The following is a 21,999-nucleotide window of genomic DNA, read 5'->3' as shown; positions in this document are numbered from 1 at the left end:
GTGCGGGGCGCGGCGGCAGGGCCGATGCTGGAGCGGTGATGGACGAGACGGAGTTCTGGGCGCTGATCGACGGTTCCCGTGAGGCCGCCGGGGGCGATCCCGAGGAGCAGGCCGACGCCTTGGTCGAGCGGCTGCTGGGGCGCGACCCGGACTCCGTCGTGGACTTCGCCCGCCACTTCGAATCCCGCTACAACCGGGCCTACACCTGGGACCTGTGGGCCGCGGCGTCGGTGATGCTGAGCGGCGCGAGCGACGACGCGTTCGACTTCTTCCGCTGCTGGCTGATCGGCCAGGGCCGGGAGGTCTTCGAGGGCGCGTTGCACGACGCGGACGGCCTCGCCGAGCTCGTGGAGGACTTCGACGAGGAGGTGGACGGTGACGCGGAGGAGCTCGGCTACTCGGCCGACGAGGCGTACGAGCAGCTGACCGGCGCCGTGATGCCGGATCTCGGCCTGCCCCCGCCGCCCCGCGAACCGCTCGGCACGTACGCCGACTTCGACGACGACGAGGCCATGGCCGAGCGCTTCCCGCGCCTTTGGGACCGTTTCAAGCCATAGAGGTCCGACCCCTGCACTCCGCAGATGCCGCCCGTACCACCGCTCAGCGGGCACTATGTCCCCATGCGGATCGCGATCACCGGCTCGACCGGTCTCATCGGCACGGAGCTCGTACGGTCGTTGCGGGCGGACGGCGACGATGTCGTCCGTCTCGTCCGGCGCCCGCCCAGGACCGCGGATGAAGTGCGCTGGGATCCCCGGAGCCAGGAGGTCGACACGGCCGGTCTGGCCGGCTGCGACGCGCTCGTCCATCTCGCCGGCGCGGGGGTCGGCGACCACCGCTGGACCGCGGCCTACAAGCGCGAGATCCGCGACAGCCGGGTACACGGCACCGAGGCCATCGCCACCGCCCTCACCTCGATGGACGCCCCGCCGCGGGTCTTTGTGTGCGGCACCGCGATCGGCTACTACGGCGACACGGGCGACCGGCGGACGGACGAGAGCGGGGCGGCCGGCGAGGGGTTCCTGCCGGAGGTCTGCGTCGCCTGGGAGAACGCCGCGAAGCCGGCCCAGGAGGCGGGCATCCGGACCGTCTTCGCCCGCACGGGGCTGGTCGTGGCGCGCTCGGGCGGCGCCTGGGGCCGCCTGTTCCCGGTCTTCCGCCTCGGCCTCGGCGGCCGCCTCGGCAACGGCCGCCAATACTGGAGCTTCATCTCCCTCCAGGACCACATCGCGGCGCTCCGCCATCTGATCGCCACCGACACCCTGACCGGCCCGGTCAACCTCACCGCCCCCGATCCGGTCACCAACCGCGAGGTGACGGCCGTGATGGGCCGCGTCCTGCACCGCCCCACGCTCTTTCCCGTACCCGAACCGGTCCTGCGCCTCGCCCTCGGCGAGTTCGCCGGCGACGTGCTGGGCAGCCAGCGCATCATTCCGCAGCGCCTGCTGGACTCCGGCTTCGCGTTCGCCCATCCCCGCATCACGGAGGCCGTACGGGCGGCGATGCGGACAACCGCGTAGCGAGCGACGCACGAGCGGACGTACGACCGCGCGCACGGCGGCATGGAACAGCCCTGCAACACAGGCCGTGCAACAGCGGCGTGAAACAACCCGTGAGGTACGGCCGGACACCGGGCACCATGGACGGTAGCGCTCCGACGCGCCCCCGGGCGCCCCTGTCCGCCGCGCCACTCGTCTCCCTAACGTCCTCGCACACACATCTCGCTATCCCGCGGTACGGCACCGGGCATGAGACCGGTGCGCCGCCGCTGGACAGACCTCGGGAGGGGCTTGTGCTGCGCACCCCATCGACCGTGGACGTCGTCATTGTCGGGGCCGGCGTGGCCGGCCTCGCCGCCGCCCGCCATCTGACCGGCGCGGGATTGTCGGTCACCGTCCTGGAGGCCGCGCCACACATCGGGGGCCGGGCCGCCACCAACGAAATCGACGGCTTCCGGCTGGACCGCGGCGGCCGGCCGCTGGTCCTCTCCCCCGCCGAACTGCGCCGCACCCCCGGCCTCGGCGGGCTGACACTGCGCCCGTTCGCGCCCGGCCTGATACTCCACAACGGCCAACGGGCGCAGCGCATCAGCGGGGCCCGGAGCACAAGGGGCGCACTTTCCGCGGCGCGCGCCCTCTCGCGCGCCGAACGCCGTGCCGACCGGTGGACGGACCGGCGTCCGGAACAGCACACCGGCCGACGGGCAGACCGCCGTACCGACCGAAACGGCGACCGTGCCACCGCGTCAACTCCCGTCGACCGCCCGGTCGGTGAGGCCCTGGCAAGCCGCCCCGCCTTCCCGCCGCGCGCGCACGACACGTTCCTGCGGCCGCTGCTCGGCGCGCTGCTGTGCGATCCGCGGCTGCGCGGTTCCAGCCGGGGCGCCGCACAGGCCCTGCGTGCCTTCGCGGACGGCCGGCTGTGTCTGCCGGCCGGCGGCGCGTCGGCCGTCCCCGAGCTGCTCGCCGCCGAGCTGCCGCCCGGCACGGTCCGTACGTCCGTGCACGCCACCTCCGTGTCCATCACGGGCGTCAGCACCGCGGAACACGGCCATATCCCGTGCCGGGCGGTGCTGGTGGCGACCGGCGCCCGGGACGCCGCCGAGCTGCTGCCGGGGCTGCGGGTGCCCGCCTTCCACCCGGTGACCGTCCTGCACCACACCGCAGGAACGGGCCGCAGCCGCAGCGCGCCGTCCCGCCACACGGCGCTGATCCTGCCGGCCGACGGCCCGGTCTCGTACACGTACGTCGCGGGCGCGATCGACCCGTCCCGCACGCCACCGGGCCGCTCCCTGATCACCACGACCGTGCTCGGCGCGGCGGCGGCGCTGCCGGTGTCCGTCCTCGACAAGACGGTCCGGCCCCAGCTGGAGCGGATCTACGGCGCGACGACCGAGGACTGGCAGCTGCTGACCGCCCATCACGACCCGTACGCGGTCCCCGCGATGCCGGTGCCGCACGACCCGGAGCGCCCGGTGCGGGTGCTGGCGGGGCTCTATGTGTGCGGCGATCACCGTGACATCAGCACGCTCCAGGGCGCGCTGCACTCGGGCCGCCGGGCCGCCCGCGCCCTGCTCCAGGACTTCGGCCTGCCGACCCACGTCGAGCCGAACACCCTGCACGCGGCGGCCTGACGGCCCGGCCTGAGCCCGTCACCCCAGCGCGGCCACCCGGTCCCGGTACCCCCGGACCGCCGCCGCGTCCCGGTAGGGCTCCAGGCGGCGTTCGAATTCCCTGACGTATTCGTGGGCCCGCACGGACCGCATCTCGGACGCCTGGAGTGCCGCCTCGGCGCCCAGCGTGCAGGCCTGCTCCAGCTCGCCCAGGCCCAGCCGGGCGGTGGCCAGCACCACCCGGCAGAACAGCCGGCTGCGGGCGAAGCCGGCGGACCGCAGCTGGAGCGAGCGTTCGGCGTGCTGGGAGGCCGCGCGGTACTGCTGGAGATCGCGGTGGCAGTGCGCCAGCTCGTCGGCGAGCTGCGCCTCGTCGAAGAACCGCGCCCAGTACGGGGTTTCGTCGCCGGGGCGGGCGGTCTCCAGTGCCCGCTCGGCGCGCGCCAGAGCGGCCGTGCAGGCCCGGACCTCGCCCAGCAGGCCGTGACCGCGCGCCTCCGCGGAGTGCAGCAGCGCCTGGACCGCGGGCGGCGCGCTGCCGCCGATGCCCTGCTGCGCCACCCGCGCCAGCTGGACGGCCTCCCTGCCGTGCCCCAGATAGACGGCCTGCCGGCTCATCGTCACCAGGACGTAGGAGCCGTACGGCCGGTCGCCGGCCGCCTGGGCCAGCCGCAGCGCCTGGACGAAGTACCGCTGCGCCAGACCGTGCGCGGCGATGTCGTACGAGGTCCAGCCGGCCAGCCGGGTCAGGTCGGCGGCGGCCGCGAACAGCCGGCGGCCGGTCGCCTCGCCGTACGTACCGCGCAGCATCGGCTCGGCCTCGTGCTCCAGATAGCGCACCAGGGCCTGCCGGGCGTGGCCGCCGCCGTAGGCGTGGTCCAGCGCCCGGAACAGCTCGCCGACCGAGCGCAGCGCCGCGATGTCCCCGGAGCTGACCCGGCCGCCCTGGATGCGGTCGACCCGGTCGGTCTGGCGCTGCCGCGGCACCGAGATACGGCCCTGGGCGGGCACCCGGCCCGAGCCGTCGCTGCCGGGGTCGCCGCGGGCGACCCGGTCGTCGGCGCGGCCGATCAGCCAGTCGCGGCTGGGCACCACCAGCCCGGCCGGGGTGAAGGCGATCTTCCGGAGCTCGGCATGGCTGCCGGAGTCCTTGCGCCACAGGCCGCTGACGATGTCCACGGCCTCGGTGGGCGTCGCAGCGAATTCGAGCCCGGCGTACACCGGCGCGCAGGCGTCCAGGCCGAGATCCTGGGCGGACAGCCGCCGCCCCAGCCGGCGGGTGAACACCTCGGCGATCAGCGCGGGGGTGGTGCCTCTGGGCTGCTGGCCGCGCAGCCAGCGGGTCACCGACGTCTTGTCGTAGCGCAGGTCGAGGCCGTGCTCGATACCGAGCTGATCAACCCGTCTGGCCAGCCCGGCATTGGAGAATCCCGCCTCGGCGATCAGTGCGGCGAGTTGGCGGTTGGGCGTGTGTTGCGGGGGTCGTTCGGTCATCGGCTTTACCGGTCTCCTGCCTTCCGGGCCTGGCTGCCGGGCTCGGCTCACCCTGTCCGGCACGCTCCTCGCCCTTGTGGGACGGCGTGAATGTAACGGCGTTTGGGGCCTTTCTGTCCGCGTGTGCCTCGCGTTCATCCGATCGTGTGAGCAGGAGCGCGGGCGCTCCGCGGGCGCGCTCGGCACCGGCCGCCTGCCGGGGCCGCAGCGGGCGGCCGTACAGTGGCAGGGGCGCTGACTGGCATCAGATGTTGCAGCGAGAAGCAACAGAGGTTCGAAGAGGAGCTGCCGTGACTGCGATCTCTCGGGGGGAGACCCCCGCACCCGAGGGGCTGCGCTTTGTGCATCTGGGCTTCGGGGCGGATGCCGTGGAATACGAAACGGCATGGCAGGAGCAGCGCCGGGTGCACGCCGCCCGGTTCGCCGACGAGGTTCCGGACACCTGCCTGTTGCTGGAGCACCTGCCCGTCTACACCGCCGGACGGCGCACGGCCGATGACGAGCGCCCCCTGGACGGCACCCCCGTCGTCGACGTGGACCGCGGCGGGAAGATCACCTGGCACGGCCCCGGCCAGCTGGTGGGCTACCCCATCCAGAAGCTGCCGCGCCCCGTCGACGTCGTCGCCCATGTCCGCCGTCTCGAAGACGCCCTGATCCGGGTGTGCGCAGAATTCGGCGTCGAGGGCACCCGGGTCGAAGGGCGCAGCGGTGTGTGGGTGCTGGGAGACGCCGTGAGCGCAGCCGACGCGCGGGCTGCCCTGGGCGGGCTGAACCTGGACTTCGACCCGCGGGTGACGGACGAGCTGTTCGACCCGCGGCTGAACGGCCCGGAGTACGCGCCGTCCAATGCCGGCCAGCGCCGCGAGGACCGCAAACTCGCCGCGATCGGCATCCGCGTCGCCAAGGGCGTCACAATGCACGGCTTCGCGCTGAACGTGAACCCGGACAACACCTCGTTCGACAAGATCGTGCCGTGCGGCATCCGCGACGCCGGCGTGGCCTCGCTCTCCAACGAGCTGGGCCGCGAGATCACCATCGCCGAGGTCCTGCCCGTCGCCGAGAAGCATCTGCGGGACGTCCTGGAGGGCGCCGAGCTGCTCCCCCGCGCGGTCTGAACGGACGGCCGGGAATGCAGCCCCTTCATACGGGGTTGCCCTGCACGTAAAGACGTGCGAATCAACGGGCGTACCCTGGTGTACGCCGAAGAAACGAAGTGGTAGGGAGCCGGACGTGTCCGCAGTCGCACCCGACGGACGCAAGATGCTGCGCCTGGAGGTCCGGAACAGCCAGACCCCCATCGAGCGCAAGCCCGAGTGGATCAAGACCCGGGCGAAAATGGGCCCCGAGTACAACCACCTCCAGGGCCTGGTCAAGAGCGAGGGTCTGCACACGGTCTGCCAGGAGGCGGGCTGTCCCAACATCTACGAATGCTGGGAGGACCGCGAGGCGACCTTCCTCATCGGCGGCGACCAGTGCACCCGGCGCTGCGACTTCTGCCAGATCGACACCGGCAAGCCGCAGGAGCTGGACCGCGACGAGCCCCGCCGGGTGGCCGAGTCCGTCCAGACCATGGGCCTGAAGTACGCCACGATCACCGGCGTCGCGCGCGACGACCTGGAGGACGGCGGCGCCTGGCTCTACGCGGAGACCGTCCGGCAGATCCACGCCGCGATGCCGGACACCGGCGTCGAGCTGCTGATCCCGGACTTCAACGCGGTCCCCGAGCAGCTGGCCGAGGTCTTCTCCTCCCGCCCCGAGGTACTCGCGCACAACGTCGAGACCGTCCCCCGCATCTTCAAGCGCATCCGCCCCGGCTTCCGCTACGAGCGGTCGCTGGAGGTCATCACCAAGGCCCGCGAGGCCGGCCTGGTCACCAAGTCGAACCTCATCCTGGGCATGGGCGAGGAGCGCGAGGAGATCAGCCAGGCGCTGCAGGACCTGCACGACGCGGGCTGCGAGCTCATCACGATCACCCAGTACCTGCGCCCCTCCGTGCGGCACCACCCCATCGAGCGCTGGGTCAAGCCCGCCGAGTTCGTGGAGCTCAAGGAGGAGGCCGAGGAGATCGGCTACGCCGGCGTCATGTCCGGCCCGCTGGTCCGCTCCTCGTACCGCGCCGGCCGCCTTTACCAGCAGGCCATCGAGCGGCGCGAGGTCGAAGCGTCCAGTCAGGCGGTTTGACCCGGTTCGGCGCGCCGTCTTGTGAAACGTGGCACATGCTGAGAGGGCGCGGCCCGCACTCCCCCACGTCGGGGGGCGTGGGGGCCGCGTCAACGTTTCATTGGTGTTTGACCGGCAGGTCATCCGTTGGTAACACCGTTCCGTGACGATGGATGCACGCACCGCTCCCACACCCCCCCTCCCGCCCCGCCGACCACGTTTAGGGAGACCGTCCCATGCAGGCAGCGCAGCTCCGCGCCACCACCCCCTTCCCCTCCGTCACCGGTGCACTGCGTGCCGTCGAGGCCGTTCTGCTGCGCGGCGGACAGCGCACCGCCCGCCGCAACGCCTGGACATCGGTCCTGGAAGACCGCCGCAGGGCCAAGGACCGGTACGAAGCTCAGCACGTACTGGAGGCCGCGGCGACCGGGCGTCCGCAGGCCACGTAAACTTCGCTGTATGGCGAGGAAGGCAAACTCAGACGGCGCTGCCGGCGCTGAGAACCCCGGGCGGCTGAAGCAGATCGCCCTGACCTACAAGATGACCCGTCGGGTCGACTCCAAGGTCGGTCTTGTCGTCGCTGGCGTAGGCATCGTCGTATTCGGCGTTCTCCTTGCCATCGGCTTCGCGATCGACCATCCCATCTACGCGGGCATCCTGGGCTTTGTGCTGGCCTTCCTCGCGATGGCGATCGTCTTCGGACGGCGCGCCGAGCGAGCTGCCTTCGGGCAGATGGAGGGCCAGCCCGGCGCGGCGGCCGCCGTACTGGAGAACGTCGGCCGCGGCTGGACGGTCACTCCGGCGGTGGCGATGAACCGCAGCCAGGACGTGGTGCACCGCGCCGTCGGCAAGGCCGGCATCGTGCTGGTCGGCGAGGGCAACCCGAACCGTCTCCGCGGTCTGCTGGCCGCTGAGAAGAAGCGGATGGCGCGCACCGTCGCCGACGCCCCGGTCCACGACATCGTCGTGGGCGACGGCGAGGACCAGGTGCCGCTGAAGAAGCTCCGTACGACCCTGCTGAAGCTGCCGCGCGTGCTGCCCGGCGCCCAGGTGACGGCCGTCAACGACCGGCTGCGCGCGCTGGGCGACCTGATGAGCAACATGCCGGTGCCGAAGGGCCCGATGCCGAAGGGCATGCGGATGCCCAAGGGCGGCGGCAAGACGCGCTGAGCGGCCGGGCCGCCGCTCATACCGACCGACGCGACCCGACCGACCAGAACGACCAGAACGCCCCGGAGCCGAGAGCTCCGGGGCGTTCTGCATGGGCTGGGGGCCGTGTGGGGCGCGACGGTCCCTGGAGGCGGGGAGGAAACGACAGCAGGCGAGGGTCAGCACCCGTCGCGAGGGGAGAGAGAAAACCGCGACTGTCTACGATCCACCCCCGCACAGGGTCAGCTCCGGGCCCGTAGCCGACGAGATCCAGGCCGCCCGTACGGGGTCGGATCCGGGCACTACGGCCCACTGTCCCCCGCACTGGGGCACGCACTACGGACCACCGGGGGGGCACGCCAGACGCCAGGGCCAGACCGGAGGCCGGGGCCAGGCCGGGAGGCCGGAGCCAGACCGGGAGGCCGGAGCCAGACCGGAGGCCGGGGCCAGGCTGGGAGGCCGGAGCCAGACCGGGAGGCCGCGTCAGACCGGAGGCCGGGGCCCGGCCAGACACCGAGGCCGACCAGACACCGAGGCCAGACCGGACACCGAGGCCAGACCGGACGCTGACGTCAGACCAAACACCGACGCCAGACCAGACACCGACGTCAGACCAGACACCGACGTCAGATCAGATCCGGACCTGTACGGAGCGGGCGAGGCGGTCGTGCAGCCCGCGGCCGTCGCGATCCCAGATGACGGCCGGGATGATCACGACGAGCAGGACCGTGCGCAGAATCACCCGAGGCAGCGACACCCGGCCGCCGTCCTCGGCCACCACCCGCAGGCCCAGCAGCCGCTTGCCGGGCGTGAAGCCGACCGTGCCGACCGTCAGCAGGCTGAGCACGGCGAAGACGACCAGCGCCCAGTTGCTCGCCGCCTGCGGCCGGCCGCCGCTGAGCAGCCCGTACGCGATGAGCATGCACAGCGCCCAGTCGATGAAGAGCGCGGCGAGGCGGCGCCCCGGACGCGCGATCGAGCCCGGCCCCTCTTCGGGCAGCCCGAGCCGCTCCCCTCGGTACCCGAACTCGACGCCCATGTCCTCGGCTGCCGCACGGGGCCCGGAGATCCACGATCCGATTGCTTGCCTGTTGTCCACCCGTCCACGGTACTGCGACCGCATACGTTCGATTTCCCAGGGGCCGCGGAGCCGGGCCGGGAGCCCCCTCGGAGGCGCACACTGGGGGGTGAGGGCGACCGCGTGCCGGTTAACCTCGGCGAAACAAATGGGTCATGCTTGGGAAATCCCGCCTGCCTATGGTCGGGCGAGCGCGCCACCGCACATGGTCGCGTTCCGAGTAGCAATCCCGCGTCCGCCGACCGGTGACCGGGCTAGGAGGAGTTGGATGTTCCAGAACGCCGACGAGGCCAAGAAGTTCATCGCGGACGAGGACGTCAAGTTCGTTGACGTCAGGTTCTGCGACCTGCCCGGTGTGATGCAGCACTTCACGATCCCGGCAAAGGCATTCGACCCGGCCGAGGAACTCGCCTTCGACGGCTCCTCGATCCGCGGCTTCCAGGCCATCCACGAGTCCGACATGGCGCTGCGCGCCGACCTGTCGACGGCTCGCGTGGACCCGTTCCGCCGCGACAAGACCGTCAACATCAACTTCTTCATCCACGACCCGATCACGGGCGAGCAGTACAGCCGTGACCCGCGCAACATCGCCAAGAAGGCCGAGGCCTACCTCGCCTCCACCGGCATCGCGGACACCGCGTACTTCGGTCCCGAGGCCGAGTTCTACGTCTTCGACAGTGTGCGCTTCGACACGAAGTCGAACGAGTCGTTCTACCACATCGACTCCGAGGCCGGCGCCTGGAACACCGGCGCGCTCGAGGACAACCGCGGCTACAAGGTCCGCTACAAGGGCGGCTACTTCCCGGCCCCGCCGGTCGACCACTTCGCCGACCTGCGCGCCGAGATCTCCCTGGAGCTGGAGGCTTCCGGCCTTCAGGTCGAGCGCCAGCACCACGAGGTCGGCACCGCCGGCCAGGCCGAGATCAACTACAAGTTCAACACGCTGCTCGCCGCCGCCGACGACCTGATGCTCTTCAAGTACATCGTGAAGAACGTCGCCTGGCGCAACGGCAAGACCGCGACCTTCATGCCCAAGCCGATCTTCGGCGACAACGGCTCCGGCATGCACGTCCACCAGTCCCTGTGGCAGGGCGGCGCGCCCCTCTTCTACGACGAGCAGGGCTACGCGGGCCTCTCGGACACCGCCCGCTACTACATCGGCGGCATCCTGAAGCACGCCCCCTCCCTCCTCGCCTTCACCAACCCGACGGTGAACTCCTACCACCGCCTGGTCCCCGGCTTCGAGGCCCCGGTCAACCTGGTCTACTCGCAGCGCAACCGCTCCGCGGCCATGCGCATCCCGATCACGGGCTCCAACCCGAAGGCCAAGCGCGTCGAGTTCCGCGCGCCCGACCCGTCCTCCAACCCCTACCTCGCCTTCTCGGCCCTCCTCCTCGCGGGCCTGGACGGCGTCAAGAACAAGATCGAGCCGGCCGAGCCGATCGACAAGGACCTCTACGAGCTCGCCCCCGAGGAGCACGCGGGCGTCCCCCAGGTCCCGACCTCCCTCCCGGCCGTCCTCGAAGCCCTCGAGGCCGACAACGAGTACCTCCAGCAGGGCGGCGTCTTCACCTCCGACCTGATCGAGACCTGGATCGACTACAAGCGCACGAACGAAATCGCACCGATCCAGCTGCGGCCGCACCCGCATGAGTTCGAGCTGTACTTCGACATCTAAGAGGCGGCGCCCGGCGACCTGGGCGTAAGTCTGAAACACCAGCTGTGACCTGCGGAAACTCTTCTCGTGAGTTCTCGTGGGTCACAGCTGTTTTCCGCTCCCTTGTGCACCGTGTGTGCACCGTCCGGCCAGTTCACTGATCCAACATCAGACAAATTGAGGGCCGTCATCCCCATCCGGGGTGGCAGCCCTCACTCGTCGCCCTGAATCGATAAGTGCTGGCTGGCCAAGCATCCCGAATTGTCACGGCGGAGGGGCCCGATGCCATCGCACCCTCCGGGACTTAGCGACCGGCCGAGATGGTCAAGCGTTGAACTCGAAGCCACCCGTCGATGTCAAGTGGGATCGGAACCGGCCCCGGAGAACGATTGCGCGCCGCCCAGAACGCGATCCCCGTCTTGCCAGGGACAAAGTCGATTACCTGACAGGCAATTAGCAGTTGCGGGGCAAGGTTGTCGGTGATGTCCGGCATGCTGGTGGGCGACTCGAGGCTGAGGGGGCAGTACATGGGCGGAGTCGACACCGCACGGGGTATGGGGTTCCAGACGGCATGCGCCATCCTGCAACTGATCCGCACCTCAGAGCAGTATCCGGAGGCCGCCACCTTCCGGGTGGAAGGCGCCGACGAGGCCATCGACTTCGAGGTGCTCGACGCGGACGACCAACCGCTGCTGCTCGCCCAGGCGAAGACCCGCGTCGAGCCGGGCTCGTGGTCCGGCATGGAGCTGCTGCGGCTAGCCCGCCGCTGGGGCGAGGCAGATCCGGGCGGCACGGCGGTGCTGCGCTTTCTTTCGGATGCCTCAGTGCACCTATCGGGGCAGGCTCTGAGAGATGCGGGGGCGCGTGCCCGGGCCGTGCCGGACCCCGGTCGGTGGCTGGAGGAGTGCAAGGGACTGGTACCGGCCTCCATCCCACTCGCCGCCGAGGATCACGCACTGCTACGACGGCTGGAGATCGAGACTCGGATTGGCCCTTGGGAGCAGGTCCTCGACCAAGCCCGGCTGGAGCTGCTGCGGCTGTCGCCGATGGCCATGGCGGCGGCCGAGGTCGACAGCACCATAGACGCGCTGTTCGTGAAGATGTTCCAGTGGTCCGGGGACCGCCGCCTCGCCCGGCGCACGGTCCAACTGGACGAGCTTCCCGGCCTCCTGCGCGCACGCCACACCCCGTCCGGCTCGGTGACACGCGAAGCTTCGAAGCCCGTCCGTGCCACGTTCCGCGAGGTCCCCTCGGCCGCGGGTGTTCGCGGCCGCAGCCGAGAGCTGGCGGCGATCCAGAACCGGTTCTTGAAGGAGCCGGGTGCAGGCGCGGTTCGCGTGGTGGTGTCCGGGCTCGGCGGGATCGGCAAGTCGAGCATCGCCCGGCTCTACACCCACCGGTACCGGGACGCGTACGAGTTCGTCTGGTGGATCCCCTCCGACACTCGGGAGGACGTCCTCGCCGCCTACCGACGGATGGTTGCCGAGGAACAGCAGGAGACAGAAGCGTCGACCGAGGAGGAGGTCCTCGCGCTGGTCGACCGCCGCCTGACGTACCTCGGCCCCCGGCTGCTGCTGGTCTACGACAACGTGACCGACCGGGACCAGCTGCACGGTCTGCTGCCCGCCTGCGACGGCGCGCACCTGCTGGTCACGACCCGCGACTCGGCTTGGGCGACAGCTGAGGGCGGGCTGGTTGTGGAACGGATGGCGGCCGACGAGGCCAGCTCCTGGGCCGGCGAGCGACTGCCCGAGGCGTCCGGGGACGAGGTGTCTGCGCTGATCGACGCGGTGGAGGGCATCCCGCTCGCCATCGCACAGGCTACTGGTTACATCGCGGCGACCATGTGTCCGGTCGGCACGTACCTGGAAGAACTCGCCGATTGCCGGACCCGGTTGCTGGACGATCCCGGCTTCGTGCCGCTGGACTACCGGCAGGGCGCGACGTTGACCGCAGCAGTGACCCTGAGCGTGCGGAAGGTCGTCGAGCAGGCTTTGCGCGCGCCCGATGCCTCGGCGCCTCAGCTCGCCGCCGAACTGCTCGCCCGATGCGCCTTGCTTGCGCCGGACTTCATTCCACTGCATCTCGCGACGCTCGACCTCGCGACCGGATCGGCCGTCTATGGTGCCGTGGCGGAGCTGCGCAGGTTCTCTCTGGTCGATCCCCGGGGTGGCATGCTGTCGATCCACCGCATCGTCCAGGAAATCACCCGAGCGATGCTGGACGGCGACGCCCTCGATGCGATGCAAGGCCGGTTCGAGTACGAGCTGGTGACCCGCCTGGTGGAGTGCCAGAAGCAGCAGACTTGGACCGAGGCGGCGGCCCTGATCGAGCACGCCGTCCATGTGGCGCGCAACGTGTGCAGCAGCGGCCGGGCGAACGGTGGCACTGTCGCGCTACTGGCCGATGTTGCCGGGGCGATCTCGAACGTACATGGTGATCTGGTGCGCAGCGAGGGGCTGTTGCGGGAGGCACTGGAGATATTGGAGGAGGCCGACGAGGCGACAGTGGACGATCCCGTCTACCGTCGGGCAGCGACGACGACCACCTTGGCGCAGTGCCTGCTGAATCTGTCGCGGTACGAGGAGGCCGCTGAGGCAGCGCGGACCGCCTGGAACCTACTGGAGGGCATGGCCGCGCTCGACGCAGAGGGGGTGGAGCACCTGCTGCTGGCCCATGTCTCCGACATGCGCGCAGCGCTGGCGCTGGACCGGTTCGCTGACATCGCCCGCGCCCACCACCGGCTCGAAGGGGTGCTGCGGCGCGAGGACGTGGCTCCTGTAGCTGCCCTGCGGACCAGGCTGGACCAGGCACAGATCCATGTGTGGATCCACGAGTGGGACATGGCGGCCTTGGTCATCGACCAGGCCAAGGCAGAGGCTCCGGCCGAGGCAACAGCGAGCACGGAGCTACGCTTCCTGGACGCCGTGGTCAAGGCTTCCACGCGCCGGCTGGAGGAGGCCCTCGACGTCACCGCCGAAATCCCCGAGCCCACCGAGCGGACGGCCGTGAACATCATGCGCCACCATGCCGACCACCTGGTCGAGGCGGCACATGCCGTGATGGTCGGCAGTCTCGGCAGACATGATGCAGGGCTCACCACGGAGCCATGGATCCTGCAGGCCGCCGAGTCGATGATCGACCGGGCCGAGGCCCTGTTGAGAGCGCACACCGAAGCCGGGCCAGACGTGCTGGCTCCAGTCGTTCATCGGCGCGCAGTTCTGGCCTGGACCCGACATCTGGTGGGACATCCGGACGGGGATGTGGAGCTGTGCCGCACCCTCATGCGAGAAAGCCTCGGGCTGTTCGAGGACGCCGGGAAGAGCCACGTACCGCTCGCGACCACTGCACGTCGCTTCCTGAAACTGGACGAGCAGGACGCCCAAGCTCGGCCTTCCGAAGCGGTTGGCGGGCACGCACCTGCGATCGTTCCGCTGCCGCCGTCGGGCGGTGGCGGTGCGCACCCGATGCCCACTTACTCTTGGGACGATGCCGTGGCGCTCACCCGAGTCGGCCCGCCGGACGCGCGCCTGCTCTACAGCCTGATCGGAGCCACCGCCTACCACCTAAGCAGGCAGGCAGCGCCCTCCCCCGTCTTCCTGTCCATGGCATTCGCCGCGGCTCTGCGCTCGCTGGGGCTGGAGAGCCGACTGGTCCCCGCGACGCTGAGCGTGAGCCGCCGTGACAGCGAACCACTCGACCTGCCCGAGTGGCAGCACCCGCCGATGGTCACGGAAAACGGCGAGGTCCTGGGGCACGTAACCGTGTGGTGCGAGGGGGCTGGGCGGCTGGTGGACCCGGCTCTGCTGCTTGGCCAGAGTCGGTTCAGTCCCGGCGCTACAGAGCGTGAGATCTTCCGGAATCCCGCTGTCTTCCCAGCACCCGCATTGGACGCTCTGCTCGGCAGCCGCCTGGGCACCCACCGGGAGGGTCATCTGCTCGCGTACGAGTTCCGTCCCGACTGGGAGGAGCAGCTCCGCGAGGCAATTGCGCGCACGGACAGGGCGGCGGTCACCGCCTTCGCGCAGGTACTCACCGAATCCGCCGCCCGGGCCGGCGACACTGAACCGCTTGCCTGAAACTGCGTGAGGGCCTTGAACGGCCCGCCCGCGGTGAACGCGCGACTCCTTGAACCGTTCCCCCGGCAACCTCTCACGGATGACACCGACGGATACCAGTGCGGACTTCCAGTGGTACATGTGGAAGCGGTTCCGATTCAGCGCCTTCCGCTCTCGCGAGTAGAACAGATGTCAGAAACGACACGAGGGCCGCTGCTCCATATCCGGGATAGCGGCCCTCGCTGGCTCGGCCGGCCTCCTGTAGCCAACTGTGGGCGACGTGGGTGCCGCCACAGGGCTCCCGAGAGAAGTCGCCGATGCCGACGACGTCGCCGTACTACCCACCGCGCGGCTCTGATTCGGGCGAGACCCCATCGGGGGTGCTACGCGCAGGCCAGAACCTCCCGTACGCCGTCGGTGACGCCCGGCAGGTCGCCGGAGAGGGAGGCCCACTGGTGCAGGTCGTGTTCGGTCAGGATGACCGGCCTGGTCTCGGAGACGGTGACGGCGAAGTTGAACTGGCGGGTGATGGTGCCGCGGCTGTTCTCGTAGTCGAAGTGCCCGAGGTAGCGGTCCACGGAGGCGACGGTCAGGCCGGTCTCCTCCAGCGTCTCGCGGCGGGTCGCGTCCAGGATGCTCTCTCCGGCGTCCACATGACCGGAGGGGATCTCCCACAGGCCGCCCATGTAGTCGTCCGGCTTGCGGCGGACCAGGAGGATGCGGTCGGCGTCGGTGACGACGGCCGCGGCCAGGAACGTGGTGATGCCTTCGGCTTCGGCCTCCTCTGCCAAGGTTCGGGCGAGGTCAGAGGTCACGGTCACAGGAGCTCCTTGTGGTGTTCGCTGGCCTTCCTGGCCGCGCTGACGTACTGCTCGGCCAGACTCAGATCCTGTTCACGGTGCCAGACCGGCAACTTGATCGTGTGCGCGTGTGCCTTGTCAGCGATGGGGAAGTCACCCTCCCGGTATCGGCTGCGGGTGTTCGGGTAGCCGGGGAAGAGATGGGAGGGGTGCTGGTAGAGCGGGAGTTGGTTCAGGGGGCGGGTGGAGCCGGGCCGGTCGAACTCGGTCGCGCCCTCCGCGACGAGGGCCGCGTGGAAGCGGTCGAGGAGCAGGCCGCCGAGCTGGTCAGGCCGGTAGGTGACCGTCAACGCGTACCAGGATGACTTCACCCCCTCGGGCATCGGGCTCACCTCCAGCCCGGGTATCTGCCCGAGCGCTCGGATCAGGTAGGCGGCGATCTCGTCGCGGCCGGCGAGGTAGGCATCCAGGCGGGAGAGCTGGTCATGGGCGAGGGCGGCGGCCAGGGGGTGGATGCGGAGCTTGAGCCCGGCCCCGGTGACCGCGTACCGCGCGAGCGGATGGCCTTCCGGGATCTCGTTCCTGGCCCGCTTGTTGTAGTGCGCGAACGTGAGAACGCGGTAGTAGGTGTCGTCGTCATCGGTGAGGACGAAGCCGCCCTCGCCCCCGGACAGGGGCTTGGGACCATTGAGGGAGAAGGCACCGGCCAGGCCGAACGTGCCGACCTTCTGGCCGCCGTGACTGGCCCCGTGAGCGTGTGAGCCGTCCTCCAGCAGGTCCAGGTCGCGGTCCCTGGCCAGCGTGGTGAGGTCGGTCATCTCGGCGGGTCTGCCCCACAGGTGCGTGACCATGATCGCGCGGGTGCGAGGGGTGATCAGCTCGGCCACCCGGCCGGGGTCGATGTTGCCGTCCGGGAGCGTCTCGCAGAGGACCGGGAGCGCGCCGAGCTGGAACAGGGGTGAGGCGGTGGCGTGGAAGGTCCAGGCGGGGACGATCACCTCGTTGCCGGGCCGGATGCCGGCGGCCCAGTAGACGGCGTGCAGGGCGGCGGTGCCGGAGCTGGTGGTGATCGCGTACCGCACGTCGAAGTAGTCCTGGAGGGCGTCTTCCAGGTCCGCGACGATCCCGGACCGGCCGGGGATGGAGACGGCCGAATCCAGCTGGGAGACAACCTTCTTACGGGTGTTGGCGTCGATCGGGGGCCAGGTGAAGTGGGGGCCGGTGTCGGTGACGGCCGGGGTGCCGCCGAGGAGCGCGAGTCGGCTGGTCACAGCATCTCCTTCGGGTCGATGTAGCGGCCTGCAGTCTTGGACCGGTAGCAGGACGCGATGAACGCGGCGTGGGAGAGGTGCTGGTCGGGGCCGGAGACGTTGGGCCGTTCTCCGTCCAGGACCCGGCAGAAGTAGTCGATCTGTGCGGTGGCGACGCTGGGGGCGTGCGGTCGAGTCAGCTCCTCCACAACCGTTCCGTCCAGGGCGAGCCGCTGCACCGCTCCCTTCGTCAGCACCACCGAGCCGGCTGTCCCTACGACCCGCATGAACTCCGTCTTCGGCGCCATCCACCGCGACAGGACCAGCGATCCGTACAAGCCGGAGTCGTAGCCGAGCTGGACGACGGCGGTGTCCTCCGCGTCGTAGCCGCCTTCGGGCAGGGCCGTGGTGGAGAACTCCGCGATGACCCTGCTGGGCAGGCCGAAGTACCACAGGAGCAGGTCGATCAGGTGGTAGCCCATGTCGAGGATGCAGCCGCCACCGGCCTGCTTGAGGTCCCCGCGCCAGCCGGCGCCGGGGTTGGGCGTGTGGAACGAGTAGTGCCCGCCAACGAGAAACGGGGTGCCGATCTGGTCCAGCATCCCGGCCACGCTGCTGTAGATCGGGTTGAACCGGCGCTGGAGCGTCACCATCAGTTCCACGCGACCCTTGTGGCAGATCCCGGCCAGCTCGCGGGCCTCCTCGATAGAGGTGGCGAACGGCTTCTCCTTGAGGACGTGGACGCCCCTGGCGGCGCACTCCTCGGTCACCGAGCGCCCGGCGTGGTGCGGGACGGCGACGATCACGAAGTCCGGGGCGGTCTCATCCAGTAGGTCACCGGCCCGGGTGAACCCGGGCACTCCGAGGGTGTCCGCTCGCTGGTGCAAGATGTCCGGGTTGTTGTCGCACACCGCAACGAGTTCGGCCCGGCTGGAGCCGAGCAGGCCGGGCAGGTGATCCTCGGTGGCCTGGTGGCCAAGGCCGATGATCGCAGCACGTCGTTTCATGCGCGTTCTCCTTCCACTTCACGGAGGAACGTGTCGGGTGATGACGAGTACAGCGCCAACTCCGGCTCAGGCCCTAGGTGTTAGCTGTAGTCCCGGGGTTGTCCCGCCCGTACGCGCAGTAGCCTGGCCGTCACCGTCGATGATGGGATTGCTCCCGTGGACGACCCGATCAGGCATCCCCTCACCTACGCCCGCCTCTTACGCGGCTGGTCCCAGAACGACCTCGTCGCGCGCCTGCACCGTGCTGCCGCGATGCGGCCCGAGGGTCTCCGCTCCGGCACCGACAAGGCGGCCGTCAGTAAGTGGGAGAACGGCCGCAAAACGCCGAACATCGAATCCCAGCTCCTGATCGCGGACGCCTTCGACGTGCCGATCTCCGACCTTGAGCGGTACCCCTGGCCCCACTGGCTCCCGGGCCGGGACGACCCGGCCCCGCTCGGGGCGGCGTACACCGTCCAAGCACTTCGAGATGCACAGAGAGCCGCGATGAACCGCGAACGTCGTACCTTCCTGACCTACAGCGCACTCGCCCTGGCCGGGCTGGCCTCCCAGTGGGCCGCGCTGGAACCCGACCGCCTGACAACCGCGCTCGGCGGGCGTCGCGTCGATGACGAACTGGTGGACTGGCTGGAGGACACCAGCACCAAACTGACCGCCCTGCCGACCGAGCAACGCCAGCACACCATCAAGCTGATGGACGCCCACCTCACGACGGTGACCGACCTTCTCGAAGGCGCCCGGTACAGCGAGGCCACCGGCCGCCGCCTGCACCACCTGGCGGCCTCCCTCTCCAGCACCTGTGGCTGGTACCGCTTCGACCAGGGTCAGCACTACGCGGCCGGCAAGCTGTGGAACGCGGCTCTCACCAACGCGCACACCGCCCGCGACCGGGATCTCGGGGCCGGAGTCCTCTCCGACTTCGCCTACCAGTCCATCTGGCTCGGCCATCCCGGGTCCGCCGTGGAACCCTTGAGCCAGGCCCTGATCCATACGTCCCACCCCACCGCCCGCTCGCTGCTGTACCTGCGCAGGGCCCGAGCCCACGCCGCCCTGGGGGCCGCTGCCGACTGCCACCGCGACCTCGCCGCCGCTGAGACCGCCCTGCTGACCGACGCGACCGACCCCGCCCCCGGCTGGTGCCGATGGATGAGCACTGCGGATCTGGCCGTGGACTCCGGCCAGTGTCTCCTCGACCTCGGCCGTACCGACGAGGCCCGCGCCCGCATCGACGAGGGTTTGAGCCTGCTTCCACGAGCCCGGGACAAGACGCGCGGGGTCTTCCGCACCTACGAGGCCCGAAGCCTCGTCCAGGCCCGCGAGGTCGAACAAGCCCTCGTCGTCAGCACCGAGTCACTCGACCTCGCCACCCGCATCGGCGCCGACCGCTGCGTCACCCTGGTCCGCGAACTCGCCCCCGCTTTCAAGCCGTACCAGCAGGTGGACGGCGTACCCGAGTTCCTCGAACGACTCCGGACGGCCTGAGAGATGCGGCCCGCCGGGGCGGCCGTGCTTCGGGCGCTTCCGGCTGCACGGGTTCGGCGAGGCTCTCGATGACCGGTCGGCCTGCGCGCACGGGCGCCGCCTCCACGTTCGGCGCCCCCTGGTGCCGGGCTTCCCCGCCCCACCCGGGCAGGGCATGCGCTTCCGAAACTCCTCCGCGGCCACGGGCTGCGGAGGAGTTTCGGAAGCTACAGCTTGCTGCGTGGGTTGGGGGCGTGGCGGTCGCGTGGGTTTCCGTGCCGGGCGGCCTCGCACCCGTCCCACCCGTTGCATGCCTGGTCAGGGCGCGGAGGGTCGCATCCGGTGGTACGGGTCGACTCGTAGCGGCGCACAGTCGGACCGATACGCGGGACGGGTGGACTCGTCCCATGCAGAGAGTCGTCCCCGCGCTGACCTGCGCGGGGACGGGTGGGACGAGTGAGACCGGGTTACGGGGCAGCGTGCGCGGGTGGAGGGCAGTAGCGCATCCAGGCGTCGGTGAACTGGCTGCGTGAGAAGCCCTTGCGCTGACCAATGTCTCCGAAGCGGTGGTTGGCGGACCTGATCTGGTAGTCGGCCAGCAGGAGTTGCAGGCCGCTTGCGCTCAGCCCGCCGTTGCCGTACTCGGCCCAGGGCCCTTCCGCATCGGCTCGCAGGGCAGCGAGCAGGCTCTCGGTGGGCAGCGCGTCGGGGTCGCCGCAGGAGGCGAAGACCTGCCTGATGTCCGTCAGGATGCGGATCTTCAACCCGCCGTGGTCCTCCTCCTGGCCCTGCTCATATGCGGTCATCATCTGGCAGGCGGTACGGGCCCAGGCGGGCCAGGGGCCTCCCGCCAGATCGGCGACGACGATCAGCGGCTCCCAGGTATCCGCCGCGCGGTCCTCAACCGGCATGGCCGGCTCGGAGTCGGCAGCCTCCTCCAGGTGCGGGCCCAGCCAGGCCGCGAGCCGCTGCCGCAGGGCGTTGAGGGCAGGGGTGTCGCGGCGTGAGCGGTAGGGCCGCACGCTCTCCCCTGGTGCACGGCGGCGCATGCGGATGACCACCGACCGGTCCATGATCGTGTCGGGCAGGTCACCGATGCCAGCAAGGGCAGCCATCGCGAAGGTGCGGAATTTAGTGGGCTGGTGGTCATTTCCCGCGACCCGGGTGATCGGCCGGTTGCGGTGGTGACCGGAGTTGAGCAGACCGCGCATCTCCTCGTTCTTCTCCGCCACCTTCGGGCTGCCGAAGATGGTGTCCGCCTCGTCCACCAGGAGGGTGGGCGGGTTGGCGGTGATGGAGCGGAAGACGGCCGCTGGGGTTGAGTTGACCGTGATGAACGGGTCGTGGACGGTCTCGTGCAACACGTCCAACAGCCTCGACTTACCGCAACGCTTCGCAGGGCCCACCACCGCCAAGCGCGGGGCGTGCTGCCAGGCCGGCTGAAGGTGCGTGGCGGCCACCCACAATGTGACCGCGTCCAGAGCCTGCCGGTGGGGCAGGACCACGAACGTCTCGATCGCTGACCGCAGTTCAGCCAGTAGGTCAGCGCCCTCGGTCAGCGGGCCAACGAATGGGGTGGCGGGACGGTCGGCACTCTCCATTGACCGGTTCTCGGTCGGGGTGCTGTCGGTGTCCGAGGCACTCGTCGCACTGCCCGGTGGGGTCGACGAATCCCGGTCACCGGTGGGCACTGCAGAGCGGTGGGCACCGGCCTGCCCGGGGATGGCGACCGGTGGCCAGGTGGGTTGGCGGGATGCGGCGGCGGGCTGCGCCGTCATAGGGTGATTCAAGAACGTTCCTCACCCGGTGGTACGAAGCATGCAGGCATCGCACCACCGTCGTCATCGTTCAGGTACGGGCGGTCGGTTGGGGACTCTTCGGCCCTCGGCGTTGGCGCGCCGAGGGCCGCTTCGTCGTCCGACGGTTCAGGCGACCAGATCCAGGGACTGGGTCTGGAGCCATTCGTCGACCTCCGTCCACCGGTAACGCAGATGCTTGCCAACCTTGTGGACCTTCGGGCCGGTGCCCCGGTATTTCCACTGGTAAAGCGTGCGCACCGGGATGCCGAGGTAGTCGGAGATCTCCTGCGGACTCGCCAGCGCGCGACGGTGTTTACCGGCGTCCTGGCGAGGCTCGGTGTGCTTCATTAGCTTCCCCTTCGCTGAATTGGGCGGGAGGCGTGGCCAACATAGAGCGCCATCTTGCAGACAATTCACGGCCGCACCAAACGGCATCCACACAGGGCATCGAAGACCGCGGGACTCAACAGCTGATCAGTAATTGCGAGCCATGTTCCACACAGCTGAGAGCTACCAGGCCACTTCCTCATGTCAGCCTCGCGACGCCCTACTGGTGAGCTCCGCTTATCGCCAGATCCTTCCTGAAGTGCCAGGTCATGGAGGTGTGACGCGTCGCTGGCAACCCCCTGCAAAGCGAGAGGCGCGGGACCATATCACAGAATCCGGCCGTAAATTCCGTAACCATCCAGACGCATAGTGACAGCAACCACGCGGCGCGAAGGGCGCCTCCTTATACAGCGGAAATCTGGTTTCCCCAAACCCGGGAACGCGAGCTACAACACCGTCATGCCAAAACGCCCCGCCGAAACCGGCCCAACCGGAATCCATACCGCCCACAAAATCGAAAAGCTCCGCCTCGCTCGCGGCGTCAGCCAACGTTGATAGGGCTCTTTGAATCTCCCCACCCCCTGATCTGCGGTGGGCCAAACCTGCTCAGTTGATCTCCCCACCCATCGTGTGACCAAGCTTGGGCA

At 69.9% G+C, this 21,999-nt stretch carries 17 protein-coding genes and 1 pseudogene; 10 read left to right on the top strand and 8 right to left on the bottom strand.

Annotation, left to right across the window (positions count from 1 at the left end; all coding sequences use genetic code 11):
• Window positions 1–38: 38 nt before the first annotated feature.
• From AB0I10_RS06080 to AB0I10_RS06070, 3 genes are all read left to right on the top strand, one after another.
• Complete coding sequence (locus tag AB0I10_RS06080; protein WP_363151116.1) at window positions 39–557, top strand: DUF4240 domain-containing protein; 519 nt, start codon at window positions 39–41, stop codon at window positions 555–557.
• A gap of 63 nt (window positions 558–620) precedes the next feature.
• Window positions 621–1,520, top strand: a complete 900-nt coding sequence (locus AB0I10_RS06075; protein WP_363151115.1) for a TIGR01777 family oxidoreductase — start codon at window positions 621–623, stop codon at window positions 1,518–1,520.
• Between the two features lie 272 nt (window positions 1,521–1,792).
• A complete protein-coding gene (locus tag AB0I10_RS06070; RefSeq protein WP_363151114.1) occupies window positions 1,793–3,133 on the top strand; it encodes an NAD(P)/FAD-dependent oxidoreductase in 1,341 nt (446 codons plus the stop codon).
• 18 nt (window positions 3,134–3,151) lie between these two features.
• Here the strand turns inward: AB0I10_RS06070 and AB0I10_RS06065 are convergent, their stop codons facing one another.
• Entirely contained in the window at window positions 3,152–4,606 is a 1,455-nt protein-coding gene (locus AB0I10_RS06065) for a regulator (protein ID WP_363151113.1), read from the bottom strand.
• 290 nt (window positions 4,607–4,896) lie between these two features.
• Here AB0I10_RS06065 and lipB point away from each other — a divergent pair, with 290 nt between their 5' ends.
• The 4 genes from lipB to AB0I10_RS06045 all read left to right on the top strand — a co-directional run bounded on the left by lipB (window position 4,897) and on the right by AB0I10_RS06045 (window position 7,936).
• Window positions 4,897–5,721, top strand: a complete 825-nt coding sequence (gene lipB / locus AB0I10_RS06060; RefSeq protein WP_363151112.1) for a lipoyl(octanoyl) transferase LipB — start codon at window positions 4,897–4,899, stop codon at window positions 5,719–5,721.
• A 115-nt stretch (window positions 5,722–5,836) separates the two neighbouring features.
• Window positions 5,837–6,787, top strand: a complete 951-nt coding sequence (gene lipA, locus AB0I10_RS06055) for a lipoyl synthase (RefSeq protein WP_363151111.1) — start codon at window positions 5,837–5,839, stop codon at window positions 6,785–6,787.
• A gap of 215 nt (window positions 6,788–7,002) precedes the next feature.
• Window positions 7,003–7,215 (top strand): hypothetical protein, encoded by a 213-nt coding sequence (locus tag AB0I10_RS06050; RefSeq protein ID WP_363151110.1) that lies wholly within the window; start codon window positions 7,003–7,005, stop codon window positions 7,213–7,215.
• Between the two features lie 10 nt (window positions 7,216–7,225).
• A complete protein-coding gene (locus tag AB0I10_RS06045; protein WP_363151109.1) occupies window positions 7,226–7,936 on the top strand; it encodes a DUF4191 domain-containing protein in 711 nt (236 codons plus the stop codon).
• A gap of 610 nt (window positions 7,937–8,546) precedes the next feature.
• Here the strand turns inward: AB0I10_RS06045 and AB0I10_RS06040 are convergent.
• Entirely contained in the window at window positions 8,547–9,014 is a 468-nt protein-coding gene (locus AB0I10_RS06040; RefSeq protein WP_363151108.1) for an RDD family protein, read from the bottom strand.
• 247 nt (window positions 9,015–9,261) lie between these two features.
• On the opposite strand from AB0I10_RS06040, the gene glnA reads away from it, so the two are divergent.
• Complete coding sequence (glnA, locus tag AB0I10_RS06035; RefSeq protein ID WP_363151107.1) at window positions 9,262–10,671, top strand: type I glutamate--ammonia ligase; 1,410 nt, start codon at window positions 9,262–9,264, stop codon at window positions 10,669–10,671.
• A 506-nt stretch (window positions 10,672–11,177) separates the two neighbouring features.
• A complete protein-coding gene (locus tag AB0I10_RS06030) occupies window positions 11,178–14,729 on the top strand; it encodes an NB-ARC domain-containing protein (RefSeq protein ID WP_363151106.1) in 3,552 nt (1,183 codons plus the stop codon).
• 73 nt (window positions 14,730–14,802) lie between these two features.
• Here the strand turns inward: AB0I10_RS06030 and AB0I10_RS06025 are convergent.
• The 4 genes and pseudogenes from AB0I10_RS06025 to AB0I10_RS06010 all read right to left on the bottom strand — a co-directional run.
• Window positions 14,803–15,036, bottom strand: a pseudogene (locus tag AB0I10_RS06025) (alanine-tRNA synthetase second additional domain-containing protein); the annotation flags it as partial.
• Window positions 15,037–15,091: 55 nt separating this feature from the next.
• The gene (locus tag AB0I10_RS06020; protein WP_363151105.1) at window positions 15,092–15,529 is read right to left on the bottom strand and encodes an NUDIX hydrolase; all 438 of its coding nucleotides are present in this window, start codon (window positions 15,527–15,529) and stop codon (window positions 15,092–15,094) included.
• Window positions 15,526–16,779, bottom strand: coding sequence for a DegT/DnrJ/EryC1/StrS family aminotransferase (locus AB0I10_RS06015; RefSeq protein WP_363151104.1), 1,254 nt, complete (start codon window positions 16,777–16,779; stop codon window positions 15,526–15,528). Before AB0I10_RS06015 ends, AB0I10_RS06020 begins: the two co-directional genes overlap by 4 nt.
• On the bottom strand, window positions 16,776–17,765 hold the full coding sequence (locus tag AB0I10_RS06010) for a Gfo/Idh/MocA family oxidoreductase (RefSeq protein WP_363151103.1): 990 nt from the start codon (window positions 17,763–17,765) through the stop codon (window positions 16,776–16,778). The genes AB0I10_RS06015 and AB0I10_RS06010 overlap by 4 nt, the downstream gene beginning before the upstream one ends.
• Before the next feature lie 156 nt (window positions 17,766–17,921).
• Between AB0I10_RS06010 and AB0I10_RS06005 the strand changes: the two genes are divergently transcribed.
• The gene (locus AB0I10_RS06005; RefSeq protein WP_363151102.1) at window positions 17,922–19,247 is read left to right on the top strand and encodes a helix-turn-helix transcriptional regulator; all 1,326 of its coding nucleotides are present in this window, start codon (window positions 17,922–17,924) and stop codon (window positions 19,245–19,247) included.
• 446 nt (window positions 19,248–19,693) lie between these two features.
• Here AB0I10_RS06005 and AB0I10_RS06000 read toward each other — a convergent pair whose 3' ends face one another.
• Both AB0I10_RS06000 and AB0I10_RS05995 read right to left on the bottom strand, forming a co-directional pair.
• Window positions 19,694–21,004 (bottom strand): DUF3631 domain-containing protein, encoded by a 1,311-nt coding sequence (locus AB0I10_RS06000; protein ID WP_363151101.1) that lies wholly within the window; start codon window positions 21,002–21,004, stop codon window positions 19,694–19,696.
• Between the two features lie 147 nt (window positions 21,005–21,151).
• On the bottom strand, window positions 21,152–21,373 hold the full coding sequence (locus AB0I10_RS05995; protein WP_363151100.1) for a helix-turn-helix domain-containing protein: 222 nt from the start codon (window positions 21,371–21,373) through the stop codon (window positions 21,152–21,154).
• Window positions 21,374–21,999 lie beyond the last annotated feature (626 nt).

The sequence above is a fragment of the Streptomyces sp. NPDC050636 genome (assembly GCF_040654775.1).
GTDB lineage: Bacteria > Actinomycetota > Actinomycetes > Streptomycetales > Streptomycetaceae > Streptomyces.
Note: the sequence above shows the minus strand (reverse complement) of the source record. Positions and strands in the feature narration are given on the sequence as shown.

Bases quoted from the DNA above. Each gene is read 5' to 3' on its own strand.
- AB0I10_RS06000 (WP_363151101.1), bottom strand. From the start codon at position 21,004: ATGACGGCGCAGCCCGCCGCCGCATCCCGCCAACCCACCTGGCCACCG.
- AB0I10_RS06050 (WP_363151110.1), top strand. From the start codon at position 7,003: ATGCAGGCAGCGCAGCTCCGCGCCACCACCCCCTTCCCCTCCGTCACC.
- AB0I10_RS06075 (WP_363151115.1), top strand. From the start codon at position 621: ATGCGGATCGCGATCACCGGCTCGACCGGTCTCATCGGCACGGAGCTC.
- glnA (WP_363151107.1), top strand. From the start codon at position 9,262: ATGTTCCAGAACGCCGACGAGGCCAAGAAGTTCATCGCGGACGAGGAC.
- AB0I10_RS06080 (WP_363151116.1), top strand. From the start codon at position 39: ATGGACGAGACGGAGTTCTGGGCGCTGATCGACGGTTCCCGTGAGGCC.
- AB0I10_RS06045 (WP_363151109.1), top strand. From the start codon at position 7,226: ATGGCGAGGAAGGCAAACTCAGACGGCGCTGCCGGCGCTGAGAACCCC.
- AB0I10_RS06065 (WP_363151113.1), bottom strand. From the start codon at position 4,606: ATGACCGAACGACCCCCGCAACACACGCCCAACCGCCAACTCGCCGCA.
- AB0I10_RS05995 (WP_363151100.1), bottom strand. From the start codon at position 21,373: ATGAAGCACACCGAGCCTCGCCAGGACGCCGGTAAACACCGTCGCGCG.
- AB0I10_RS06030 (WP_363151106.1), top strand. From the start codon at position 11,178: ATGGGCGGAGTCGACACCGCACGGGGTATGGGGTTCCAGACGGCATGC.
- AB0I10_RS06010 (WP_363151103.1), bottom strand. From the start codon at position 17,765: ATGAAACGACGTGCTGCGATCATCGGCCTTGGCCACCAGGCCACCGAG.